Here is a 19,416-nt window from a genome sequence, read left to right on the forward strand (position 1 = left end):
ATCCACTAGTTCGTGTTTGAACTTCTGGATAGCCTTTTTGCTAAGTCATTTATCTTGGACTTCCAATATGTCAGGTGACAAATCTACATGCCTGGTAGGTTTAATCCAGGGAATCCTGGTTGGCCTGGTAAGCCAGGATATTGCCCGCCTGGAAATGGCATCGGACGTGGCGGATATGGTTGTGGCGGATATGGCTGCGGAGGACGTGGTGGATATGGTTGTGGCGGATATGGCTGCGGAGGACGTGGTGGATATGGTTGTGGCGGATATGGCTGCGGAGGACGCGGTGGATATGGTTGTGGCGGATATGGCTGCGGAGGACGCGGTGGATATGGTTGTGGCGGATATGGTTGCGGAGGACGTGGTGGATATGGCTGCGAAGGTCGTGTCGGATATGGTGATGGGTTTAAAGATGGATATGGGTTACCAGAAGGCATAGTAGGGTGAAACGGAATGTTAACATCAAGATCTTCGGGATTAAATCCAGGATTGACCAATGAAACACACCTTTCTTCGTTTTTTTCTTCTAACATATGCCTACTATTAGGATTGTCATAGGCACTAAACTAGATGAATAATTGATAAGGGTATAATTCATTAAAATAGAAAATGTTATAAAATATATCAAATTTAATTATAATATAAGAAAATATCATTAAAGGATGTTTAAATAAATGGCCATTATAAAAATCAAGACAATAAAAGTACAAAATTTACGAAATGTACGACATGGTGAAATTGTGTTAGCGGTGAATTTCGAGACGTTTTTTGAGGCAAATGTTGTTGGTTTATACGGACAAAACGGTTCAGGGAAAACAACTATTGTTGATGCATTTGGCTTGTTAAAGGCACTTATCTCCGGCTGGATTGCTGAAATAAAATTACCATCTCAGGAAAAGAGATTAATTATGGCAGGGGAGGATTCGGCAAGTATTGAGTTCGAGTTTTTAGTAGAAAATCAATTTGGCACATTTTTTCTCAATTATTATGTAGAGTTACAAGAAGATGAAAATAGACTATACACAACGGTTGAACGTATAGCATACAGAGAAAATGAGAAAGGGAAGCGTTCAAAGGTTCTAATTAATGTGACAGAGGAAGACATACAACTACGTAAAGCAAACCTTTCTGATATGAATGAAAAAACGCGTATCCAATTACTAGTCACTCATCAATTAGCTAAAAAACAATATATGTCCTTTGTCTTTCACAAAGATTTAAAGCCATTATTACAGGACAGGCTGTCAGAGCTAGAAATGCAATTGCTCCATAACTTAGCAATAGATTTTAATCGGGATTTACATGTCGTTAATAATCAAAATATCGCACCATTATTTGAAGAGCGCAGTATGCCTTTTAGCATCCATCTCGAAAAAACTCGTGGTTCTATCCCTTACAATTTGAAGGGGCTAGCGTTATTGCCAGAGGACGCATTTTTCGTGTTATGTGAAGTAATAGAGCAAAGTAATCAAGTATTATCAGCAATTATTCCAGGTTTGTCTATAAAGATTAATGTACTAACAAAACAAACTATGGATAATGGGGAAAAAGGAATTCGTTTCGAATTTTTATCGCAGCGAGGGGAACGCGAATTACCACTACGGACAGAGTCAGAAGGAATTTTGAAAATTATTTCTGTACTTAGTGTGCTCATTGCAGTTTATAATAACCCAAATGCTTGTGTAGTGATTGATGAATTAGATTCTGGTGTTTTTGAATATTTGTTAGGCGAGTTGTTAACAGTGATTGAGGAGGGCGGAAAAGGTCAGCTTATTTTTACGTCTCATAATTTACGTGTGTTAGAGGTGCTAGCTATTAAAAACTTATGGTTTACGACAACGAATGAGGATCATCGTTATATACAGTTAAAGGGTATTAAAGAGGTAAATAATGCTCGAGATGTTTATTTACGTGCAATTCAGTTGGGCGGACAGGATGAAGAGGTTTATAAGGAAACGAAGACATTTAAAATTAAGCGTGCTTTTAGAAAAGCGGGTGTCCAGCGTGACTAAAAAGGTTCTTTTAATCATTGTAGAGGGGCAGACGGAGCAAATTGTTTTAGAGGATTTTCTAGATGAACATTTTGCAAATTCAACGATTCGCTTCGATGTACAACGGGAGGATATTTTAACGAAATGGGATGCTAATAAACGGATACCTAATATTAAAAATAGTGTTACGCGAGTGATTCAAAACTATTTGGAGAAGTATAAGTTTTTAGCGAAGGATTTAACCGCTGTCGTTCATATTACTGATGCAGATGGTTGCTTTATTGCCCCCGAATTTGTCAAGGTGAAGGAAGATATTGAGAAAAATTTATTCTATACAGAAGATGCAATATTGGTGAAATCAGAGAAGCGTAAGGAGCAAATCGAACAACGAAATGAAATGAAGGCGAATAATGCCAAAATCCTTATGGCGAATGATCATTTTAGTATTCATCGATTAAAAATACCGTATCAGCTATTCTATTTTTCTACAAACTTAGAGCATGTACTATGGAATGAGCGTAATGAAGTAGCGACGGAAAAGGTGCAAAAGGCTGATGAATTTATGGAAAGTTTATCGAGTTCCATAGAAGAATTTTTAAAAGAATATCTCCCAGTTAACTCAGCGCTTCCATATAAAGAAAAAATGAAAATGAGCTGGTCATTTTTAATGGAGGGCTGTAATTCGTTACAGCGCGGAACGAATGTACCATTATTATTTGAAATGATTAAATCAGATGTACAATAAAATGCCCTCCGATGTTTAGTGGAGGGCATAGATGTTGACTATCATTTCGATGAGATTAAGGTGTCATAGTATAGCTCTTCGGCAAAACGAGGGGTTGATTTCGCTGTGCGCTTTGTCGCTGCCGCTTCGCTTTCGCGCAGATAAAACATTTGTCGCTGCCGCTTCGCTTTCGCACAGAGCAAAGCTTCCTGGGGGCGTCGATGTTTTATTACGCGAAAGCAATAACAAATATGGAGGAAGCTCGAGGCTTACCCACAGAAATAAGGTCCATTCGCTAGAATAAGCGATGGATCTTTTTTGTTTCAGGGAATTTGTTCTTGCTGAGCAATGACATCTTTTCCTTTCCTAATTCATAAACTTTACAGGTGTGATTTTATCAAGCTAGAAGGAGGCACTGACATTCAAATACATGTTGTACGGGCAGGGGAGTCCTTATGGGGTATTGCGCAGGCATATGGGACAACAGTTCAAAGTGTTGTAGATGCCAATCAAATTCCTGAACCAAATCGATTAGTTATAGGGCAAGCGCTCGTGATACCGATTGTCGGAAATTTCTATTATGTGCAGTCAGGAGATAGTCTATATTCAATTGGCCAACGCTTTGGCATTAATTATTTAACACTTGCTCAGGTGAACAATATTAGTCCGAGTCAACCTTTATCGATTGGTATGCGACTTTATATTCCACCTCAACCAAAAACAAGGGTTGAAACATTGGCATATTTAGAGCCGAAAGGGACATTCGTTAGTGAGGCATTACTGAGTCAAGCAAGAGAAGCAGGTCCATTTTTAACTTATCTTGCTCTATTTAGCTATGAGGCAAGGCGAGATGGGACGCTTAAGATACCTCCGAGTCAAGGTGTGGCACAAATTGCAAATGATACAGGTGCTTCTCTAGCGATGGTTGTCTCAAATTTAGAGAATTTTAGTTTTAGCGGTGATTTGGCGAGAGATATTTTTCAAAGTACAGCAGTACAAGATTTGCTCTTTAATAATATTCTTGAAGAGGCAAAGCGTTTAGGGACCGTAAAAGATATTCATTTTGATTTTGAGAATTTACCGGGCGATCAACGAGAAGCGTATAACAACTTTTTAAGGCGAGCTGTGAGCCGATTCCATCCACAGGGATATACCGTATCGACAGCGCTAGCTCCAAAAACAAGTGCTAGTGAGCGAGGTCCGTGGACAGAGGGGCATGATTATAAAGCACACGGAGAAATAGTGGATTTTGTTATGTTGATGACTTATGAATGGGGGTATTCTGCAGGTCCGCCTATGGCAGTATCGCCACTTCCAGAAGTAGAAGCGGTTGTTAAATATGCAATAAGTGAGATACCTCGGAACAAAATTATACTTGGACAGAATTTATATGGGTATAACTGGACACTGCCTTTTGTACAGGGGGGGCCAAATGCAGAAGCAGTTAGTCCACAAAGAGCAATCGAGATTGCTAAGAAATATAATGCTGCAATTCAGTTTGATTTGAGATCTCAAGCACCGTTCTTTGAATACTATGATGAGCAAGGTAAAGCACATGTGGTGTGGTTCGAGGATGCAAGATCCATTCAAGCGAAATTTAATTTAATCAAACGGTACAAACTCCGAGGAGTAGGCTATTGGAAGTTGGGTCTACCATTCCCTCAAAATTGGTTATTAATCGGGTCAAATTTTGATGTAGTGAAGAAATGAGAATCTTCAGGAGCAATAAAAAGTTGCTCTATGTCCATTCTATTTTCTTAAAAATATAAATAATCTGAAAACATCATTTCCATTTCTGGTAATCTATATTATAATTATGGTAAATGATATTCTAGGAGGGGTATTTTGGTAAAATTTAAAAAGTTAGGTATCATACTAACATCTACTGCATTTTCTGTTAGTGTACTTTCGCCAATGGCACAAGCTTCGGCAAACGTAAAAGAACCGCAAGAGAGAGTTGCAATTCAAGTTTCTTCAACAGAAACAAAAGTAACAAAAAGTATGCTTATTAAGCAATTGAATACAATATTCCCAGACAAGTTCAATTTTGTAACAGAGAATGATTTCGATATGGGACAAGGGCATTACTATAATGATGATAAAACGGTACGCTATGAATTAGGCTTCCATAAGAAAGTCAATGGCAAAGATGTTTATGGTGGTTTTACTTTTAAAGGCGACGATTTAGCATTAGAAAGCTTCCACTATCAACCTGCCAATATGGCGGATGCAATTTATCCTGCTAAATATTCAAAGGCTGAGGCAAAAAAAGTTGCCGAAGACTTCCTGAAGAAAATGCCTAATACTGCCAATTACAAGCTTCGTGAAGATTTAGGGAATGATGATTTTAGTTTCAGTAGACCGATATCTGAACCAATTTCGTATTCATTCGCTTATTCGCCAACTCATAATGGTGTGCCATTTAGTGATGAGAGTATGTATATTGAAGTTCTAGCAAATGGTGAAGTTGTGAGTATGTATCGTAATACTGAGTCAACTAGTAAAGCAACATTTGACAGCTTAGAACAGAAAAAGAATGAGGCAGACATACTTGCACAGATTCGTGAAAACTTGTCAGTAGAGTTACGTTATTTAATTGACTATAACTACCGAACAGATGAAGCAATTGCTAAGCTTGTGTACATGCCGACAAGCTTCATGGGTGTAAATGCTTTAAATGGGCAATGGCAAACAACAAATGGTTTTACTTCACAAGTACCAAAGACAAAAGGTGTAGAAAAACTTTCAGCACAACCGCTTGAGCCTAGAAAGAAAAATATGACATTAGCTGAAGTTGAAGATTTAGCAAAGTCTCTCTTAAAAGTTGATTCAGACAAAGTAAAGCTGCGAATTGAATCGATTGATGAAGGAGAAAATGAAAATGGCGAGCCAATTTATTCAGTACATTACATGTACGAGTATAGAGATGGTGGAACAGGTACCAGATTTGAAGTGAACAAAGCAACAGGCGAGATTACAGACTACTGGGATATAAGCAGAGAATTTTCAGAGACAAATGATAAAGTAGAGCCAATCTCAAAAGATGCTGCGTTAGAAAAGGCAATAGGCTACTTAAAAGAGTGGGCTCCGTCATATCTTCATAACTATTCAAAACCATTAGAAGATGCAATATATGATAAGCGTAGTGAGCAATATTACTTCTCGTTCCCACGTATAGTTAATGGCATTGCTGTAATGGGGGATGGAATTTCTGTTAATATCAGTGCGGATGGGAAATTACGTGGTTTAAATGTAAATAATCACAAGATTGATAATTGGCCGTCTGTAAATAAGGTTGTTTCTGCTGATAAAGCAAAAGCAATGTATAGCAATGGGTTAAAATTGAATCTACAGTATTCAAAACAGGATGAAGAGGATAAAAACCACTATGATTTAGTATACTCTCCAGTTTATAACGGAAGCTTGTTCAATCAGATTGATGCAACAACTGGCGAATGGCTACTGAAAGCGAATGATACTAAAGAAAAACCAGCCATCTCACATCCAACAGCTGGTGAAGAACTAACTTATTTACTACGCCAAAATGTGTTAGATGTTAAAGACCCAGCAAACTTTAATGCTGATACAGCTATAACAAAAGGAGAAGCTTTGAAAATTTTAGTTAAATCATTATCATATGGATATTCTGATTTTGGTCCTTATGGTAGAGAAAATGAGAAGCAATCCTTCAATAATATTGACAAAAAGCATCCATTTTATGGAACCGTTGAACAAGCTGTACGAATGGGTATGTTACAACCGGCGGATCAATTTGCAGTAGATGCAACATTGACTCGTCAAGAGCTTGCAGAATGGTTAGTACGTGTACTGGATTTGGAAAAAGTAGCGAAACATGGTGACATTTATAAGTTAAACTTCACTGATGCAGGCTCGATTGATCCAGCGTATGCAGGCTATGTTGCTTTAGTAAGCGCAATGGGATTAATGGATGCACAGCAAAATAAATTTAATGCTACTGAGAAAGTGACATATGCAGAGTTAGCTGTTTCAACAGTTCGTTTAGCAAAAGCTATTAACGAAAATAACAACGGTCGTAATTACTGGTAATCGAAAATGAAAAGAGTATCTCCTATTAGTTGGGGATACTCTTTTTTGTTTGTAGGCGATTTGGGAAATAATATTTGAAGAAAGGAGTGTCAAGATGAGAATGAAATTAGTATTAGTTGTTTCGTTAATGACAGTAGGACTCTATGGTTGTAATAAGAAAAGTGCAAGACGTCACTGCCAATGCTCCGACTAACAAAATGCTGGACAGCAGGTGGGTGATACTGCCACTGAACAAATAACATTTAATTTTTTGGAGTTTTCATTGGCTGTTGATTATTCTGCAACTGAGTCTTATGAGGTGGAATATGAAAATAAAAAATCTGGCTTAGAGGCGAAGTTAAAGGATGAACGTAAAAATAAAAGCTTAAAGGTGATGCTATACAAGATTAGAACCATTGTTCAAGCAACTGACATTACTCCAAACGCTGAGGTAATAGATCAGATAATATTAGTATTTAATATTGCTGAAGACTTCCATTCGATTGAGGTTGAAGTGGAGTTTGCTGGCTCTTTTAATTTCGCTAGATTATCGTCTTCCATGTAAGGGCACGAATAAATGAGCCAACATTGTACTTTAGGAGATTACAGTAAAACAAAAGGTTTGCTGTTTAGAAGCTTATATGTTATTATTATCTCGAATTAAAGATAATCGAATTCGAAGTAAATGAAAAGAGGGAGTCGTATGAAGGAAGACAATCGTAATTTAAAAGCTTTTACGGTATTGTTCCGGGCGTATCAAACGATTCAGGATGCAACAAAGAGAGATTTACTTCAATACGAATTAAATCAAACCGAATTTTCGGTACTTGAGTTTTTATATCACCATGGTGAGCAGCCAATTCAAGTGATCGGAAAGAAAATTTTAATCGCAAGTAGTAGTATTACGTATGTTATTGATAGGCTCGAACAAAAAGGTTTTGTGTATCGACGTTCTTGCCCGAAGGATCGTCGTGTGACATATGTTTTATTAACATATGAAGGACAGACATTAATGGAAGAAATATTTCCAAAGCATGAACAAAAAATTAACGAGATTTTTGAAGTATTAGATCAACAGGAGATGGACACAATGATTCTGTCTCTGAAAAAGGTTGGTTTGAACGCAGTTAATAAATAAAAAATTTTACGCAATTATCTCGAATTCGAGATAATTAGGAGGAACAGAAAATGAATCATTTAAAAGGAATTCACCACGTTACTGCTATTACAAGTAGTGCTGAAGAGAATTATAAATTTTTTACTTATGTGTTAGGGATGCGATTAGTGAAAAAAACGGTTAATCAGGATGATATCCAAACATACCATTTATTCTTTGCAGATGATAAAGGTAGCGCTGGTACCGATATGACGTTTTTCGATTTCCCAAATATTCCAAAAGGTGTGCATGGAACAAATGAAATTTCCAAAACCTCATTCCGCGTACCAACAGATGCGGCATTGGACTATTGGGTAAAACGTTTCGATCAATTAAATGTTAAACATACAGGTATTAAAGAGCAGTTTGGCAAGAAAACTTTATCTTTCGTCGATTTTGACGATCAGCAATATCAACTTATTTCTGATGAAAACAATACAGGTGTTGCATCAGGAACTCCATGGCAAGATGGACCGATTCCTCTTGAATATGCAATTACAGGCCTAGGTCCGGTTTTTGTGAGAGTTGCTGAATTTAAATATTTCAAAGAGATGCTAGAAAAAGTGATGCTCTTTACAGAAATTACGGAAGAAGGGGATTTCCACCTATTTGAGGTTGGTGAAGGTGGAAACGGTGCACAAATCGTTGTAGAACTTAACACAGTTTTACCAGTAGCTCGTCAAGGCTTCGGTACAGTACATCATGCTGCATTCCGCGTAGAGGATCGAGCAGTACTAAATGAATGGACTGAACGATTTGAAAGCTTTGGCTTCCATACTTCTGGTTACGTAAATCGTCATTTCTTTGAATCACTTTATGCACGAGTAGCACCACAAATTTTATTTGAGCTAGCTACTGATGGCCCAGGATTTATGGGAGATGAGCCTTATGAAACTTTAGGTGAAAAATTATCGTTGCCACCATTTTTAGAGCCAAAGCGTGCACAAATTGAAAAGCTTGTTCGCCCTATTGACACTGTAAGAAGTACGATTACGTTCGATAAAGAATATGAGTAATACCTTTCATTCCATTCAGCAGAGATACACAAGCCTCTGTTGAATGGAAATTACATACTCTTAACAGAAAAATGATTGGAGGTCAGTTAGATGGAATTTTCAAAACTAATAGATAAGCGTCGTTCTGCGAATAATTTTATTGAGGGCATCAAGATGAGCGAAGAAGATATACGTCCCATTTTGGAGGATGTTAAGCTTGCTCCATCAGCCTTTAACTTACAACATGCCAATTACATCGTTGTATTAGATGAAGAAAAAAAAGAACAAGTAAGAGAGGCGGCGTACGGGCAGTATAAAGTGCACTCTGCCTCAGCAGTTATACTTGTTTTAGGAGATAAAGAAGCCTATAAAAACACCGCTAACCTTAATCAAGGGATGGTAGACTTAGGCATTATTAATGCTTGTGAGTTAGAAAATATTGTCGATGAAAATACTAAATTTTATGAAGAACTTGGCGAGGAGTTTAAGAAGGAGGAAGCTATTCGTAACGCTTCACTTTCAGCTATGTTATTTATGCTGGCAGCTAAAAATCGTGGATGGGATACATGTCCAATGATCGGCTTTGATCAACAACAAATGAGAGCACTTTTTAACGTGCCAGAAACACATGAAATTGCACTAATGATTACTATAGGTAAAGAAAAAGAAACTAGTCGTCGCTTGCGTGGTTACCGTAAACCAGTTGAGGAATTTGCATCCTACTATTAGGGCGGTATAAAATAAAACTGTTTACAAATAATAAAATTAATGCACATTTAGGAGGAAATATTGTGAAAGTAGTAGCAATCGTAGGTAGTATCCGTAAAGAATCTTATAATATGCAATTAGCGAAATTTGTTCAAAAGCGTTATGCAGAGAAAATTGATCTTGAAATATTAAGCTTAAATGATTTACCAATGTATAATCAAGATATCGAAAATGAAGCACCACAATCTGTACTTGATTTTAAAGCAAAAGTAAAAGCGGCAGATGCAGTACTATGGTTAACACCAGAATATAATGGTACAGTGCCAGGTGTTATGGTTAACGCCATTGATTGGTTATCTCGCGTTGATAAAGTAATGATTGGCAAGCCATCATTCATGATGGGAGCATCAATGGGTAACTTAGGTACTGTTAAAGCACAATTACATTTACGAGATATTTTATTCTCACCTGGAGTAAATTCACCATTACTTAGTGGTAATGATGTTTATATTGGAGCAGTACACACTAAATTTGATACAGAAGGCAATTTAACAGATGAGGGTACTATCAAATTCCTAGATGTAGTTATTGATAACTTCTTAAACTGGGTGAAAAAATACGTTTAACTTTTTTCAGCAAATGTCTTTTGTAGCGAAAGCGAAGCGTCAGCTACAGAAGTCTCCCACCTCTATAGGTGGTGAGATGAATGCGGGTTTAATTTACTTTTTCAGTGGTTGTCCAAACACCTGCTGAAATAGAGGAACTCAGTCTAAGAACGCCACGTCCTGTGGCAACGACTGAGTGACCAACATCATGTGCCTCTGGCGGATGTCACGGAATCATCCTTTGTGCAAGCACAAAAGCCGATTCCGGACGTAATTATGCCGAGGCATAATTGATAAATAAAAAAATGTCCCATAAGTGTGCAATATACTTATGGGACATTTTTTTATTTGTTGGATTTAAGATAGAGGTTAATACCCCGACACTCCTGCAGAAAAACTAGTTAGTCAACTGAATCGACAGAAAGAACAGGAGAGCGCCCAGTCGGAACGGAAATCAACCACATGTTATGATGATGACCCTTTATTTAATCGGAATTATTTTTAACACCTTTTGAAGGCGGTGTGCAAAAATACCCGCAAATACAGCTAAAATAATATCCTTTGGTAAAGGAGGCATCATCCAAAGCCATGCTATCTTATAAGTGAAAGCATCAGGAGCACTAGCCCATAGCTTGTAGGCAAAGTACATCCAATTTGTGCCTAGTAAATAATTAATAGCTGTTGCAACTAATGCTGCAACTACATAGCTTTTCTTCGTTCCACTGCGTTCTACAATAAGCCCAGCGACAAATGCAGCTATAATAAATGAGACAATAAAACCAAATGTAGGACTTATAATTTGTCCAAAGCCTCCATTGAATCGTGAAAATACAGGTGCACCTGCTAAACCAATACACATATAAACAGTACAAGCGAGTGCCCCTTTTCTACTACCAAGAATAAGCCCTGCTAAAATAGCAAAAAATGTTTGTAATGTGATAGGTACTCCACCAACCATCATGAAAGGTACAATGGACGTAATATTAGCCCCTATCATCATCAATGTTGAAAATAGTCCAATGTATGCAAGATCGACTGTTCTTAATTTGTGATGCGTGTGTTCCGCAACTGTTGTCATTATTTCACCCCTAAAAAGTAATGTTGATAATATTAGTGTAAAAAAATAATGATTTTGTGTCAACTTAATTATCATCAAAGGTTAACGTAAAAGTATTTTCCTACTTAACTTGATAAATAATGGTTAGTTATAGACTAACTATTAAAATATATGATAGAATCGTCATAATTTTAAATATTCGATGCTAATGGTGTGACATCTTGTACAATGTGTCACTTAAAAGGGAAGTTGGTGCAAATCCGACGCTGTCCCGCAACTGTAAAGAGGAGTTCTATGATGATTTAGCCACTGTTCTAGAATGGGAAGGCAATCATAGTAACGTTGATTCGAAGCCAGGAGACCTGCCAATTAGTAATTCCTGTAATGCCCACGAGGATGAAAGCAATTACGGACAATAGTAGAAGGAAATCATTCTGGTGTTGTTTAATCAAGGGTATTTCTATGCGCATTTGCATAGAATACCCTTTTTGTTTCATTTATTTAGTGATTAGGAGTTTATAAACAGATGAATAAAAAATTTATACTACTATCAATGACTCTTTTTCTAGTACTTATCATTTCAATGACAATTGCGATTATGGTTGGATCGGTTTCTGTTACGCCACTTTATGTATGGAAGGTCATCCTTTCTAAAATCCCAATTATACAAAATTCAATCGAAGAAGATTGGAGTCGCTCACAGGAAATTATCATTTGGCAAATCCGAGCTCCGCGTGTATTACTCGCTGCTATTGTAGGAGCAGGTTTGGCAATTGCTGGAGCAGCTATTCAAGCACTTGTTCGTAATTCAATTGCAGAGCCATATATTTTAGGGATTTCCTCTGGAGCGACGGTTGGTGCTACAGCCGTCATCATTTTAGGTGCTTTTTCATTTCTAGGCGTTTATGCTCTTTCTGTATCTGCATTTTTAGGTTCTCTCACGGCAATGGGGTTAGTTTTTTTCTTATCACGTGTTGGAGGTAGGATTTCCGTCTTTCGGCTTTTACTTTCAGGGATGGCGGTGTCTTTTATTTTATCTGCTATTTCAAACTTTATATTAATGATGTCGAAGCAAGAAGGTGGAATGAAGGCGGTCATGTTTTGGATGCTAGGAAGCCTAGCTGGTGCTAAGTGGAGTAATCTTTTAATTCCTACAATTATTTTTATTGTAGTATTTGCCTTGTTATGGCTCCACTATCGAAGCTTAAATTTATTACTCCTTGGGGAAGAAGCAGCAGTCACATTAGGGGTTAACTTACAACAATTCCGTATACAGCTTATTTTATTAGTTTCATTATTAACGGGTGTGATTGTTGCTGTAAGTGGCTCAATCGGATTTGTCGGCTTAATCATTCCACATATTGTACGGCTAATTGTAGGTTCAAACCATAAATATGTCATACCGATTAGCGCATTATTAGGAGGGATTTTCTTAGTTTGGGCAGATGCACTTGCTCGAATTTTAATTGCCCCTGAGGAAATGCCAATTGGAATTATCACAGCTTTTTGCGGAGGTCCATTTTTCATTTGGCTGCTACGTAGTAACAATTATTCATTCGGTGAAGGAGATTAAAGCATATGACAATAGAAGCGAAACAAGTATCATTCTCCATTTCTGATGAACGTATATTACATGAAGTAAGTATTCGAATAAAGGACAAGCAATTTGTTGGTCTAATCGGTCCTAATGGTAGTGGGAAGTCAACGCTATTAAAGAATATGTATCGTTTATTAAAACCAGAAAGTGGAACAGTATTATTAAATGAACAGGATATTTTAAAGCAACCGAGTAAAAGCATTGCTCGAAATTTAGCAGTTGTGAGTCAAGAAACACCAGTCTTATTCGATTTTACAGTACATGATTTAGTGAGTATGGGGAGAACACCCCATAAAAAACTATTGGAGCTTGATCAAGAACGAGATTTTCAAATTGTAAAAGATGCACTGAACCAAACAGGTATCGCTCATTTAGAGAAACGTAGTTTTAGCTCTCTTTCGGGTGGAGAAAAAAAGCGTGTGATGGTTGCTCGTGCCCTCGCTCAGCAAGCGCAGGTGTTGATTTTAGATGAGCCAACAAATCATCTAGATATTCAGCATCAATTACAGCTTATGGATTTAATCCAAACCTTACATTTAACAGTTGTTGCTGCATTACATGATTTAAACATTGCAGCTATGTATTGCGATCAAATTTATGTTTTACAGCAAGGTCGAATTGTTTGTTTTGGAACACCAGAAGAAGTACTTACACCGGCATTATTACAAGATGTATTTGGTGTTTATGCCGATATTCAAACACATCCACTTACAGGTAAACCATATTTAATGTATATCCCAGAGCAATTCGCGAAGCAAGCTTTAGAAACTACATGATTGATATATATTGAAATAAATTTTTTAAATAAATGCATCTAGAGAATTATAGTGATATGCCAGAAGATACACGCTAAGCGAAGTGGTTGATTGGAGTGGAGACTGGGCGACTCCTTGGGGATCAGCAATAGAGGAACGAAGGCTAAAACCATCACATCCTGTTTAATGCCTTCGTGACCAACATCGGTGCTGCTGTCGCTTCGCTTTCGCGCAAAAAACATCTGTTGGCCCGAGAACCTGCAGCGTAGCGGATGTTTTCTGTGCGAAAGCGTAGTGCTAACGTAGCGGCAGCAACAAAAGCGGCTCATCGGACGCCCCCGGGAAGCTTTGCTCTGTGCGAAAACGAAGCGGCAGCGACAAATGTTTTATCTGCGCGAAAGCGAAGCGACAAAGTGCCCAGTCGAAACGGAAATCAACCCCTCGTTTTGCCGAAGAGCTGTACTTTATTTAATAGACACCTATAGTTATAAAATAAAGTTTCAACGAAAAAGTAAAATCAAACCAAATCAAACCAAACCAAACCAAACCAAACCAAACCAAATCAAATCAAATCAAATCAAGATACTGCTTTTAAGCCTGCCACACCAATAATAATGGCGATGATACTAATAATTCGAGTCAGGTTTTTAGATTCACCGAAGAATATAATATTCACAAGAACAGCACCAACTGTACCAATACCAACCCAAACTACATAGGCAATGCTTAGCTGTAAATAGTTAAAGGATGCGTATAAAAGCACAAAGGACATTCCGAAGCCGCCTATATATATTAATAAATTACGTATATTTTTTTCCTGACTATAAAAGCGTAAACCTACAACACCGATAATTTCTGAAATTGCAGCTAATAAAACAAGTAACCAACCCATTATGCACTAGCTCCTTTCTTTTCATCATGATCTCTTGAAGGGTTATCAGCTAAATTAAGACCAATAACACCCAGTACTAAAATAAACATGAAAATGCCTTTAATAGCATTAAACTCGCCTTCAAAAATAAAAATGTCCATTAATGTAGTACCAATTGTACCTACCCCAGCAAAAGTCGCATAAACGGTGCCTGTAGGTAAGTTCTCACAAGCTTTCGATAAGAAATGGAAATCGATCGCAATTAGAGACACAATAATAATCCAATGCCACCAAGCATTTGCAACATTAAAGCCAAATATCCAAAACAATTCAAACAAACTAGTTAATCCAACATAAATCCAATCTTTTTGCATAGTTAATTTCCTTCCTATTATGACTGACGTTCAGTCATTTTTGATGTAAAAGAGAACGTCACTTAGGCGTGACGTAAACCGAGTGCATGATGTAAAAAGTCGATTAGCTCAAGCTTTTGAAGTCTAATTGATTCTTCTTCACTGTCGTCATACAAATAAATTTGTTCAGCGGCAGATTCTACTAGACCGATTATAAGTTTAGAAGAACGTGTAGTATTTAGAGAAGCACGTATCGTTCCTTGTTGTTGAGCTTCATATAAGAAATTATTCATCCATTCATAATAGGGAGCATATATATTTTCCCATTCTTTCATATGCTCAGTTTGTGTAATACCGGCATAGATAAGTGCAAATACATCTCGATATTCCTCTGTTAGAGAAAAAATTATATCTATTACTTTTTCAAGTTGCTTTGCAAAAGGCTCCTGTTTTGTAATACCATCGTTAATAGCAGCAATAATTTTCTCAACCATAACTTTCGCAATGGCTGGCATAACTGAAAGCCTAGATGGGAAATAAAGATAAAATGTCCCTTGCGCAATACCTGCAGCTTTTACGATATCAGAAACCTTTGTCTTTTCAATTCCTTTTTCACGGAAAACATCAATTGCAGCTTGAATAATTTTCTCTTCTTTTGACATGAAATCCCTCGCTTTTAGCCTGCTTATTTAATATGTTACAAAAAATCTGAAATAAAGTCAAAGAATAATGACTGATAATCAGTCATTATTTTTGTGTATATATGTTCTTATTTAGGGAATTTTATTCGTGAAAGGATTTGATGAAAATGGAAGAGATAAAAATTGCCCAACTAGATCAGCAACAGCTTGAAAAAATTAATGAGCTAGAAAAGAACATGGGAGTGACATTAGTGGCATATGATTCTTCGACAATGTCATCACAGGGCTCGGGTGCCTTTGAGTCAAATAATAATACTCACGGCAATCGTCCATCATAATTAAGAATGAAATGCCTTGCAGCAATGTGAGGCTTTTTATTTTATCTAAAAAAATAATAGGGGGTTACAATGGTGCAGGATTTCTATGCAGATTTACATATTCATATTGGACGCACTTCAAGTGGACGTGCTGTTAAAATTACTGGCAGTAAAACGTTAACGTTAGCAAGAATTTTAGAAACTTCAAGTGCAAGAAAGGGACTAGATATTATCGGGATTATTGATTGCCATTCACCAGAAGTACTGGATGAAATGGCAGAGATGATAGAGTGGGGTGAACTGAAGGAGTTGGAACGGGGAGGGCTTCGTTTTCAAGAAACAACACTTATTCCAGGTACTGAAATGGAGATTTATGATCAGCATTGCCTTGGACCAATCCATGTCCTGGCCTATTTTCCAACACTTCTGCTTATGAGGGAATTTTCAAATTGGATGTCTAATCATATGAAAAATATTCATTTAAGCTCTCAGCGCATTTATTGTGATGGTCGAACAGTGCAGCAAAAGGTTTATGAATTAGGTGGGCTTTTTATCCCTGCCCATGTTTTTACACCATTTAAAAGCTTGTTCGGTAAAGGCGTATATCGTAGTTTAACAGAAGTATTTGACCCGCAGCTTATAGATGCGATAGAGCTTGGTTTAAGCTCTGATTCCGATATGGTGAGTAACATTAGAGAGCTGCAAGCATATACATTTGTCAGCAACTCTGATGCACATTCACTTGGGAAAATTGCACGTGAGTATCAAAAATTAAGACTATGTAATGCAAATTTTACAGAATTAAAGATGGCACTACATGAACAGCAGGGTCGAGCAGTAACAGCCAATTATGGCTTAAATCCGTTGCTCGGTAAATATCATCAGACTGTCTGTGCAAAATGTGGTGAGCAGCTTGGCAATTCGGCAACAATCTGTACAAACTGTCAAAGCACGCAAATGATAAAAGGTGTTGCAACACGTATTAAGGAGCTTTCAGAGCAAGTTACAGATAAACGTGCACGACCAGCGTATATTCACCAAGTACCACTGGACTTTATTCCAGGATTAGGGCCAAAAATGATGGACCGATTAGTACAAGCATTTGGTACAGAGATGAACATCTTGCATCGAGTTACACTAGAACAACTCGAACAAATCGTGCCGCATAAAATTGCCAAGATGATCGATTTAGCAAGAACAGGGCAATTGGCAATCGAAGTTGGTGGTGGCGGCATTTATGGGAAGATCCAACTGGAATAAAAAAGGCTCATCACCAAAAGTTGTGGATGACATTAACGTATGCCATTTATTAGTCGGAATAGAAATCAACCACACGCTATGGTGAGGAGCTTATTTAACCCATTTTCATTCTCAATATATTAAACTTGTAATTAGTAAAAATTGGAGGAGTGGGTGTATGCAATTATCAAAGAAATTTCGATTTTTAGCGGCTAGCGTTCTGGCATTACAACTAGTAGTACCAATAGGTGTAAATGCTGAGGAACAAAGAGACTACAAAGCGCCAAGTTGGGTAGTTCAAGCAGATTATGTAGCACTGGGCGATTCCTTAGCACATGGAATGAATGAGGTTGGTTTAATTGGGTTAGGTTATCCAGATTTTGTTGCACAAACTTTACAACAAGGTGGTTTAATCACTTCTTATAATAAGGGATTTGCTTATTCAGGCTATACAACGAAAGATGTATTAGAAGATATACAAAATAATGTGGAAAAGCCAGTGGTAGGATTCGGTTATCAAAGAGAAAAGGTAAAGCTTCGCACATCTATTAAAGAGGCTGAAATCATTACTTTAACTGCCGGTGCCAATGATTTAATACCTATTTTAAAAGAGTCACAGACAACTGGTATTAGTGCAGCAGCGATGTTAAAGGCTTCCCAAGAGGCAATAAAAAATATTGCTGCTATTTTAGAAGAAATTAAGAAGCTTAATCCGAACGCTCAAGTTTATGTGATGGGTTATTATAATTCTTTTCCGTATTATAGTGAAGATTTACAGAAACAATTTATAATGCTATTAAAAGTTATGAATGCAACGATTAAAACAACAGTTGAAAAAGCGGGTGCCGTCTTTGTACCGACGTACGATATTGTAGCAAAAGATGTTCCAAGCTATTTACCAAATCCCGAAAATATTCATTTAAGTGAAGCGGGCTATTTAGCAGTAGCGAACGAGGCGTTTTTACCAGCGATTAAAGCAAGTACGTTATGGGATGTATCAAAAACTATCGAAGCAAATATGAAAGATAGTACAACTGTTAAAATAAACTGGCTGGAAGCGACGGATAATGTAGGTGTCAGTAGTTACAATGTGTATGTAAATGGTAAGCTAACATTTACACAAAATGCGGAGACAACAGCGATAACTTTGGATAATTTAACTGAGAATACAGCATACACGATAGCTGTTAAAGCGGTTGATGTAGCTGGTCATGAAAGTGTTCAAAGTCCAACAGTTACTTTTACCACAGGAAGAACTTCAAGCTTTACTGATATAGAGAATCATTGGGCGAAGGAGTTTATGCTGAAGGCAGCTGAAGAAGGTATTATGAAAGGTTACGCAGATGGTACGTTTAGACCTGAGCAAAATGTTACTCGTGCACAAGCCGCTACGATGCTTGTTAGAAGTCTAGGCTTAACAACGAAGGAACAGGCACCATTTACTGACATAGCAAGCTATGATGTCGGAACTCAGTCAGATATTGCAGCAGCTTATGCGTATGGGCTAATTAAGGGAACGGATGGGAAGTTTAACCCTGGACGGCCTGTTACTCGCGCTCAATTAGCAGTAATGATTAATCGTGCTTATGAGCATCAACAAAAGCAACCTTACGCTGTAAAAGGAAAAGCACCATTTTCTGATATCGCCTCTTACAATGAAGAAACAAAACATGCAATAACAATGTTACATGAGCTTGATATTGTTAGAGGTAATGAAGGGAAATTTTCACCTGAATCTCCTACAAAACGTAGCCATGCAGCAAAAATATTTGTGAATTTTAACAGTCTATTAAAGAAGTAAAATAATTTAAGGTAGAGATTGTAAATAGAAATCTCTACCTTTTGACGTTTACATATGTTATTTTTATTGCGATGAATATCTAGTACAATTTAGGGGTTCATCATCAAAAGTTGGAGATGACAATTGTTAAAATATATACCATGTGGATAAGTTGATTGGAGTGGAGGCTGGGCGAAAGGGACGGAAGGCTGGCATTGGCTTGATGCCATGTATTTTTCAGTAGTGAGTTTAATTCCAACTGGTGTTGAGACGGGAGTGTATCCTACTAGTGATTTTTCAAAGATATTTACGATGATTTATTTAATAATTGGAACAGGCGTCATGTTTATTACGCTAATAATGCTCGGCCGATCAATAGTCGACTTTTCAATTGAGGAAGAAAAGAAAGAACGAGCAAAAAAATCTTGAAAATTAACAAAGCAGATCAATAAATCTTAACGATTTATTGATCTGCTATTCTTTTATATCTTTTGAAAACCCCTTGCTATGCGAGGGGTTCTAAAGAGCTTCTAGCTATGGACAAGAAAAAAACCCCAGCCGTACAATGAATTCAGGTCTG

General features: G+C 37.3%; 19 protein-coding genes, 1 pseudogene and 1 riboswitch. Of the genes and pseudogenes, 16 read left to right on the top strand and 4 right to left on the bottom strand.

Features of this window, described 5'->3' with window-relative positions; translation table 11 throughout:
- Positions 1-87 precede the first annotated feature (87 nt).
- From ACQKOF_RS22995 to ACQKOF_RS23040, 10 genes are all read left to right on the top strand, one after another.
- Complete coding sequence (locus ACQKOF_RS22995; RefSeq protein ID WP_427562218.1) at positions 88-447, top strand: hypothetical protein; 360 nt, start codon at positions 88-90, stop codon at positions 445-447.
- Positions 448-674: 227 nt separating this feature from the next.
- Positions 675-2,012, top strand: a complete 1,338-nt coding sequence (locus tag ACQKOF_RS23000) for an AAA family ATPase (RefSeq protein ID WP_427562221.1) — start codon at positions 675-677, stop codon at positions 2,010-2,012.
- Positions 2,005-2,736, top strand: a complete 732-nt coding sequence (locus tag ACQKOF_RS23005) for a hypothetical protein (RefSeq protein WP_427562223.1) — start codon at positions 2,005-2,007, stop codon at positions 2,734-2,736. The genes ACQKOF_RS23000 and ACQKOF_RS23005 overlap by 8 nt, the downstream gene beginning before the upstream one ends.
- Before the next feature lie 516 nt (positions 2,737-3,252).
- Positions 3,253-4,425 (top strand): glycosyl hydrolase family 18 protein, encoded by a 1,173-nt coding sequence (locus tag ACQKOF_RS23010; RefSeq protein WP_427562270.1) that lies wholly within the window; start codon positions 3,253-3,255, stop codon positions 4,423-4,425.
- A 135-nt stretch (positions 4,426-4,560) separates the two neighbouring features.
- A complete protein-coding gene (locus tag ACQKOF_RS23015) occupies positions 4,561-6,783 on the top strand; it encodes a YcdB/YcdC domain-containing protein (RefSeq protein WP_427562225.1) in 2,223 nt (740 codons plus the stop codon).
- Between the two features lie 262 nt (positions 6,784-7,045).
- Positions 7,046-7,327 (top strand): YusW family protein, encoded by a 282-nt coding sequence (locus ACQKOF_RS23020; protein WP_427562227.1) that lies wholly within the window; start codon positions 7,046-7,048, stop codon positions 7,325-7,327.
- 138 nt (positions 7,328-7,465) lie between these two features.
- Positions 7,466-7,900, top strand: coding sequence for a MarR family winged helix-turn-helix transcriptional regulator (locus ACQKOF_RS23025; RefSeq protein WP_427562229.1), 435 nt, complete (start codon positions 7,466-7,468; stop codon positions 7,898-7,900).
- 50 nt (positions 7,901-7,950) lie between these two features.
- Positions 7,951-8,934, top strand: coding sequence for a ring-cleaving dioxygenase (locus ACQKOF_RS23030; RefSeq protein WP_427562232.1), 984 nt, complete (start codon positions 7,951-7,953; stop codon positions 8,932-8,934).
- A 90-nt stretch (positions 8,935-9,024) separates the two neighbouring features.
- The gene (locus ACQKOF_RS23035) at positions 9,025-9,642 is read left to right on the top strand and encodes a nitroreductase family protein (RefSeq protein ID WP_427562235.1); all 618 of its coding nucleotides are present in this window, start codon (positions 9,025-9,027) and stop codon (positions 9,640-9,642) included.
- A 62-nt stretch (positions 9,643-9,704) separates the two neighbouring features.
- The gene (locus tag ACQKOF_RS23040) at positions 9,705-10,247 is read left to right on the top strand and encodes an NADPH-dependent FMN reductase (protein ID WP_427562238.1); all 543 of its coding nucleotides are present in this window, start codon (positions 9,705-9,707) and stop codon (positions 10,245-10,247) included.
- Positions 10,248-10,707: 460 nt separating this feature from the next.
- Here ACQKOF_RS23040 and ACQKOF_RS23045 read toward each other — a convergent pair whose 3' ends face one another.
- Positions 10,708-11,304 (bottom strand): biotin transporter BioY, encoded by a 597-nt coding sequence (locus tag ACQKOF_RS23045; protein ID WP_427562241.1) that lies wholly within the window; start codon positions 11,302-11,304, stop codon positions 10,708-10,710.
- Between the two features lie 171 nt (positions 11,305-11,475).
- A riboswitch (cobalamin riboswitch) is annotated at positions 11,476-11,668 on the top strand.
- A gap of 141 nt (positions 11,669-11,809) precedes the next feature.
- Between ACQKOF_RS23045 and ACQKOF_RS23050 the strand changes: the two genes are divergently transcribed.
- Entirely contained in the window at positions 11,810-12,856 is a 1,047-nt protein-coding gene (locus ACQKOF_RS23050) for a FecCD family ABC transporter permease (RefSeq protein ID WP_427562244.1), read from the top strand.
- A gap of 5 nt (positions 12,857-12,861) precedes the next feature.
- Positions 12,862-13,656, top strand: coding sequence for a heme ABC transporter ATP-binding protein (locus tag ACQKOF_RS23055; protein WP_427562247.1), 795 nt, complete (start codon positions 12,862-12,864; stop codon positions 13,654-13,656).
- A 556-nt stretch (positions 13,657-14,212) separates the two neighbouring features.
- Here the strand turns inward: ACQKOF_RS23055 and ACQKOF_RS23060 are convergent.
- The 3 genes from ACQKOF_RS23060 to ACQKOF_RS23070 all read right to left on the bottom strand — a co-directional run bounded on the left by ACQKOF_RS23060 (position 14,213) and on the right by ACQKOF_RS23070 (position 15,521).
- Positions 14,213-14,527: a DMT family transporter gene (locus ACQKOF_RS23060; protein WP_370047203.1), complete on the bottom strand. Its 315-nt coding sequence runs from the start codon at positions 14,525-14,527 to the stop codon at positions 14,213-14,215.
- A complete protein-coding gene (locus tag ACQKOF_RS23065; protein ID WP_427562250.1) occupies positions 14,527-14,880 on the bottom strand; it encodes a DMT family transporter in 354 nt (117 codons plus the stop codon). Before ACQKOF_RS23065 ends, ACQKOF_RS23060 begins: the two co-directional genes overlap by 1 nt.
- A gap of 62 nt (positions 14,881-14,942) precedes the next feature.
- On the bottom strand, positions 14,943-15,521 hold the full coding sequence (locus ACQKOF_RS23070; RefSeq protein WP_427562253.1) for a TetR family transcriptional regulator: 579 nt from the start codon (positions 15,519-15,521) through the stop codon (positions 14,943-14,945).
- Between the two features lie 146 nt (positions 15,522-15,667).
- Here ACQKOF_RS23070 and ACQKOF_RS23075 point away from each other — a divergent pair, with 146 nt between their 5' ends.
- From ACQKOF_RS23075 to ACQKOF_RS23090, 4 genes and pseudogenes are all read left to right on the top strand, one after another.
- Positions 15,668-15,838, top strand: coding sequence for a hypothetical protein (locus tag ACQKOF_RS23075; protein WP_427562255.1), 171 nt, complete (start codon positions 15,668-15,670; stop codon positions 15,836-15,838).
- A 72-nt stretch (positions 15,839-15,910) separates the two neighbouring features.
- Entirely contained in the window at positions 15,911-17,077 is a 1,167-nt protein-coding gene (locus ACQKOF_RS23080; RefSeq protein WP_427562272.1) for an endonuclease Q family protein, read from the top strand.
- Positions 17,078-17,234: 157 nt separating this feature from the next.
- The gene (locus ACQKOF_RS23085; RefSeq protein ID WP_427562258.1) at positions 17,235-18,857 is read left to right on the top strand and encodes an S-layer homology domain-containing protein; all 1,623 of its coding nucleotides are present in this window, start codon (positions 17,235-17,237) and stop codon (positions 18,855-18,857) included.
- 189 nt (positions 18,858-19,046) lie between these two features.
- Positions 19,047-19,265, top strand: a pseudogene (locus ACQKOF_RS23090) (ion channel); the annotation flags it as partial.
- Between the last annotated feature and the right edge of the window lie 151 nt (positions 19,266-19,416).

Origin of the sequence: Lysinibacillus sp. NPDC093190 (genome assembly GCF_050280425.1) — a bacterium.
Lineage (GTDB): Bacteria > Bacillota > Bacilli > Bacillales_A > Planococcaceae > Lysinibacillus.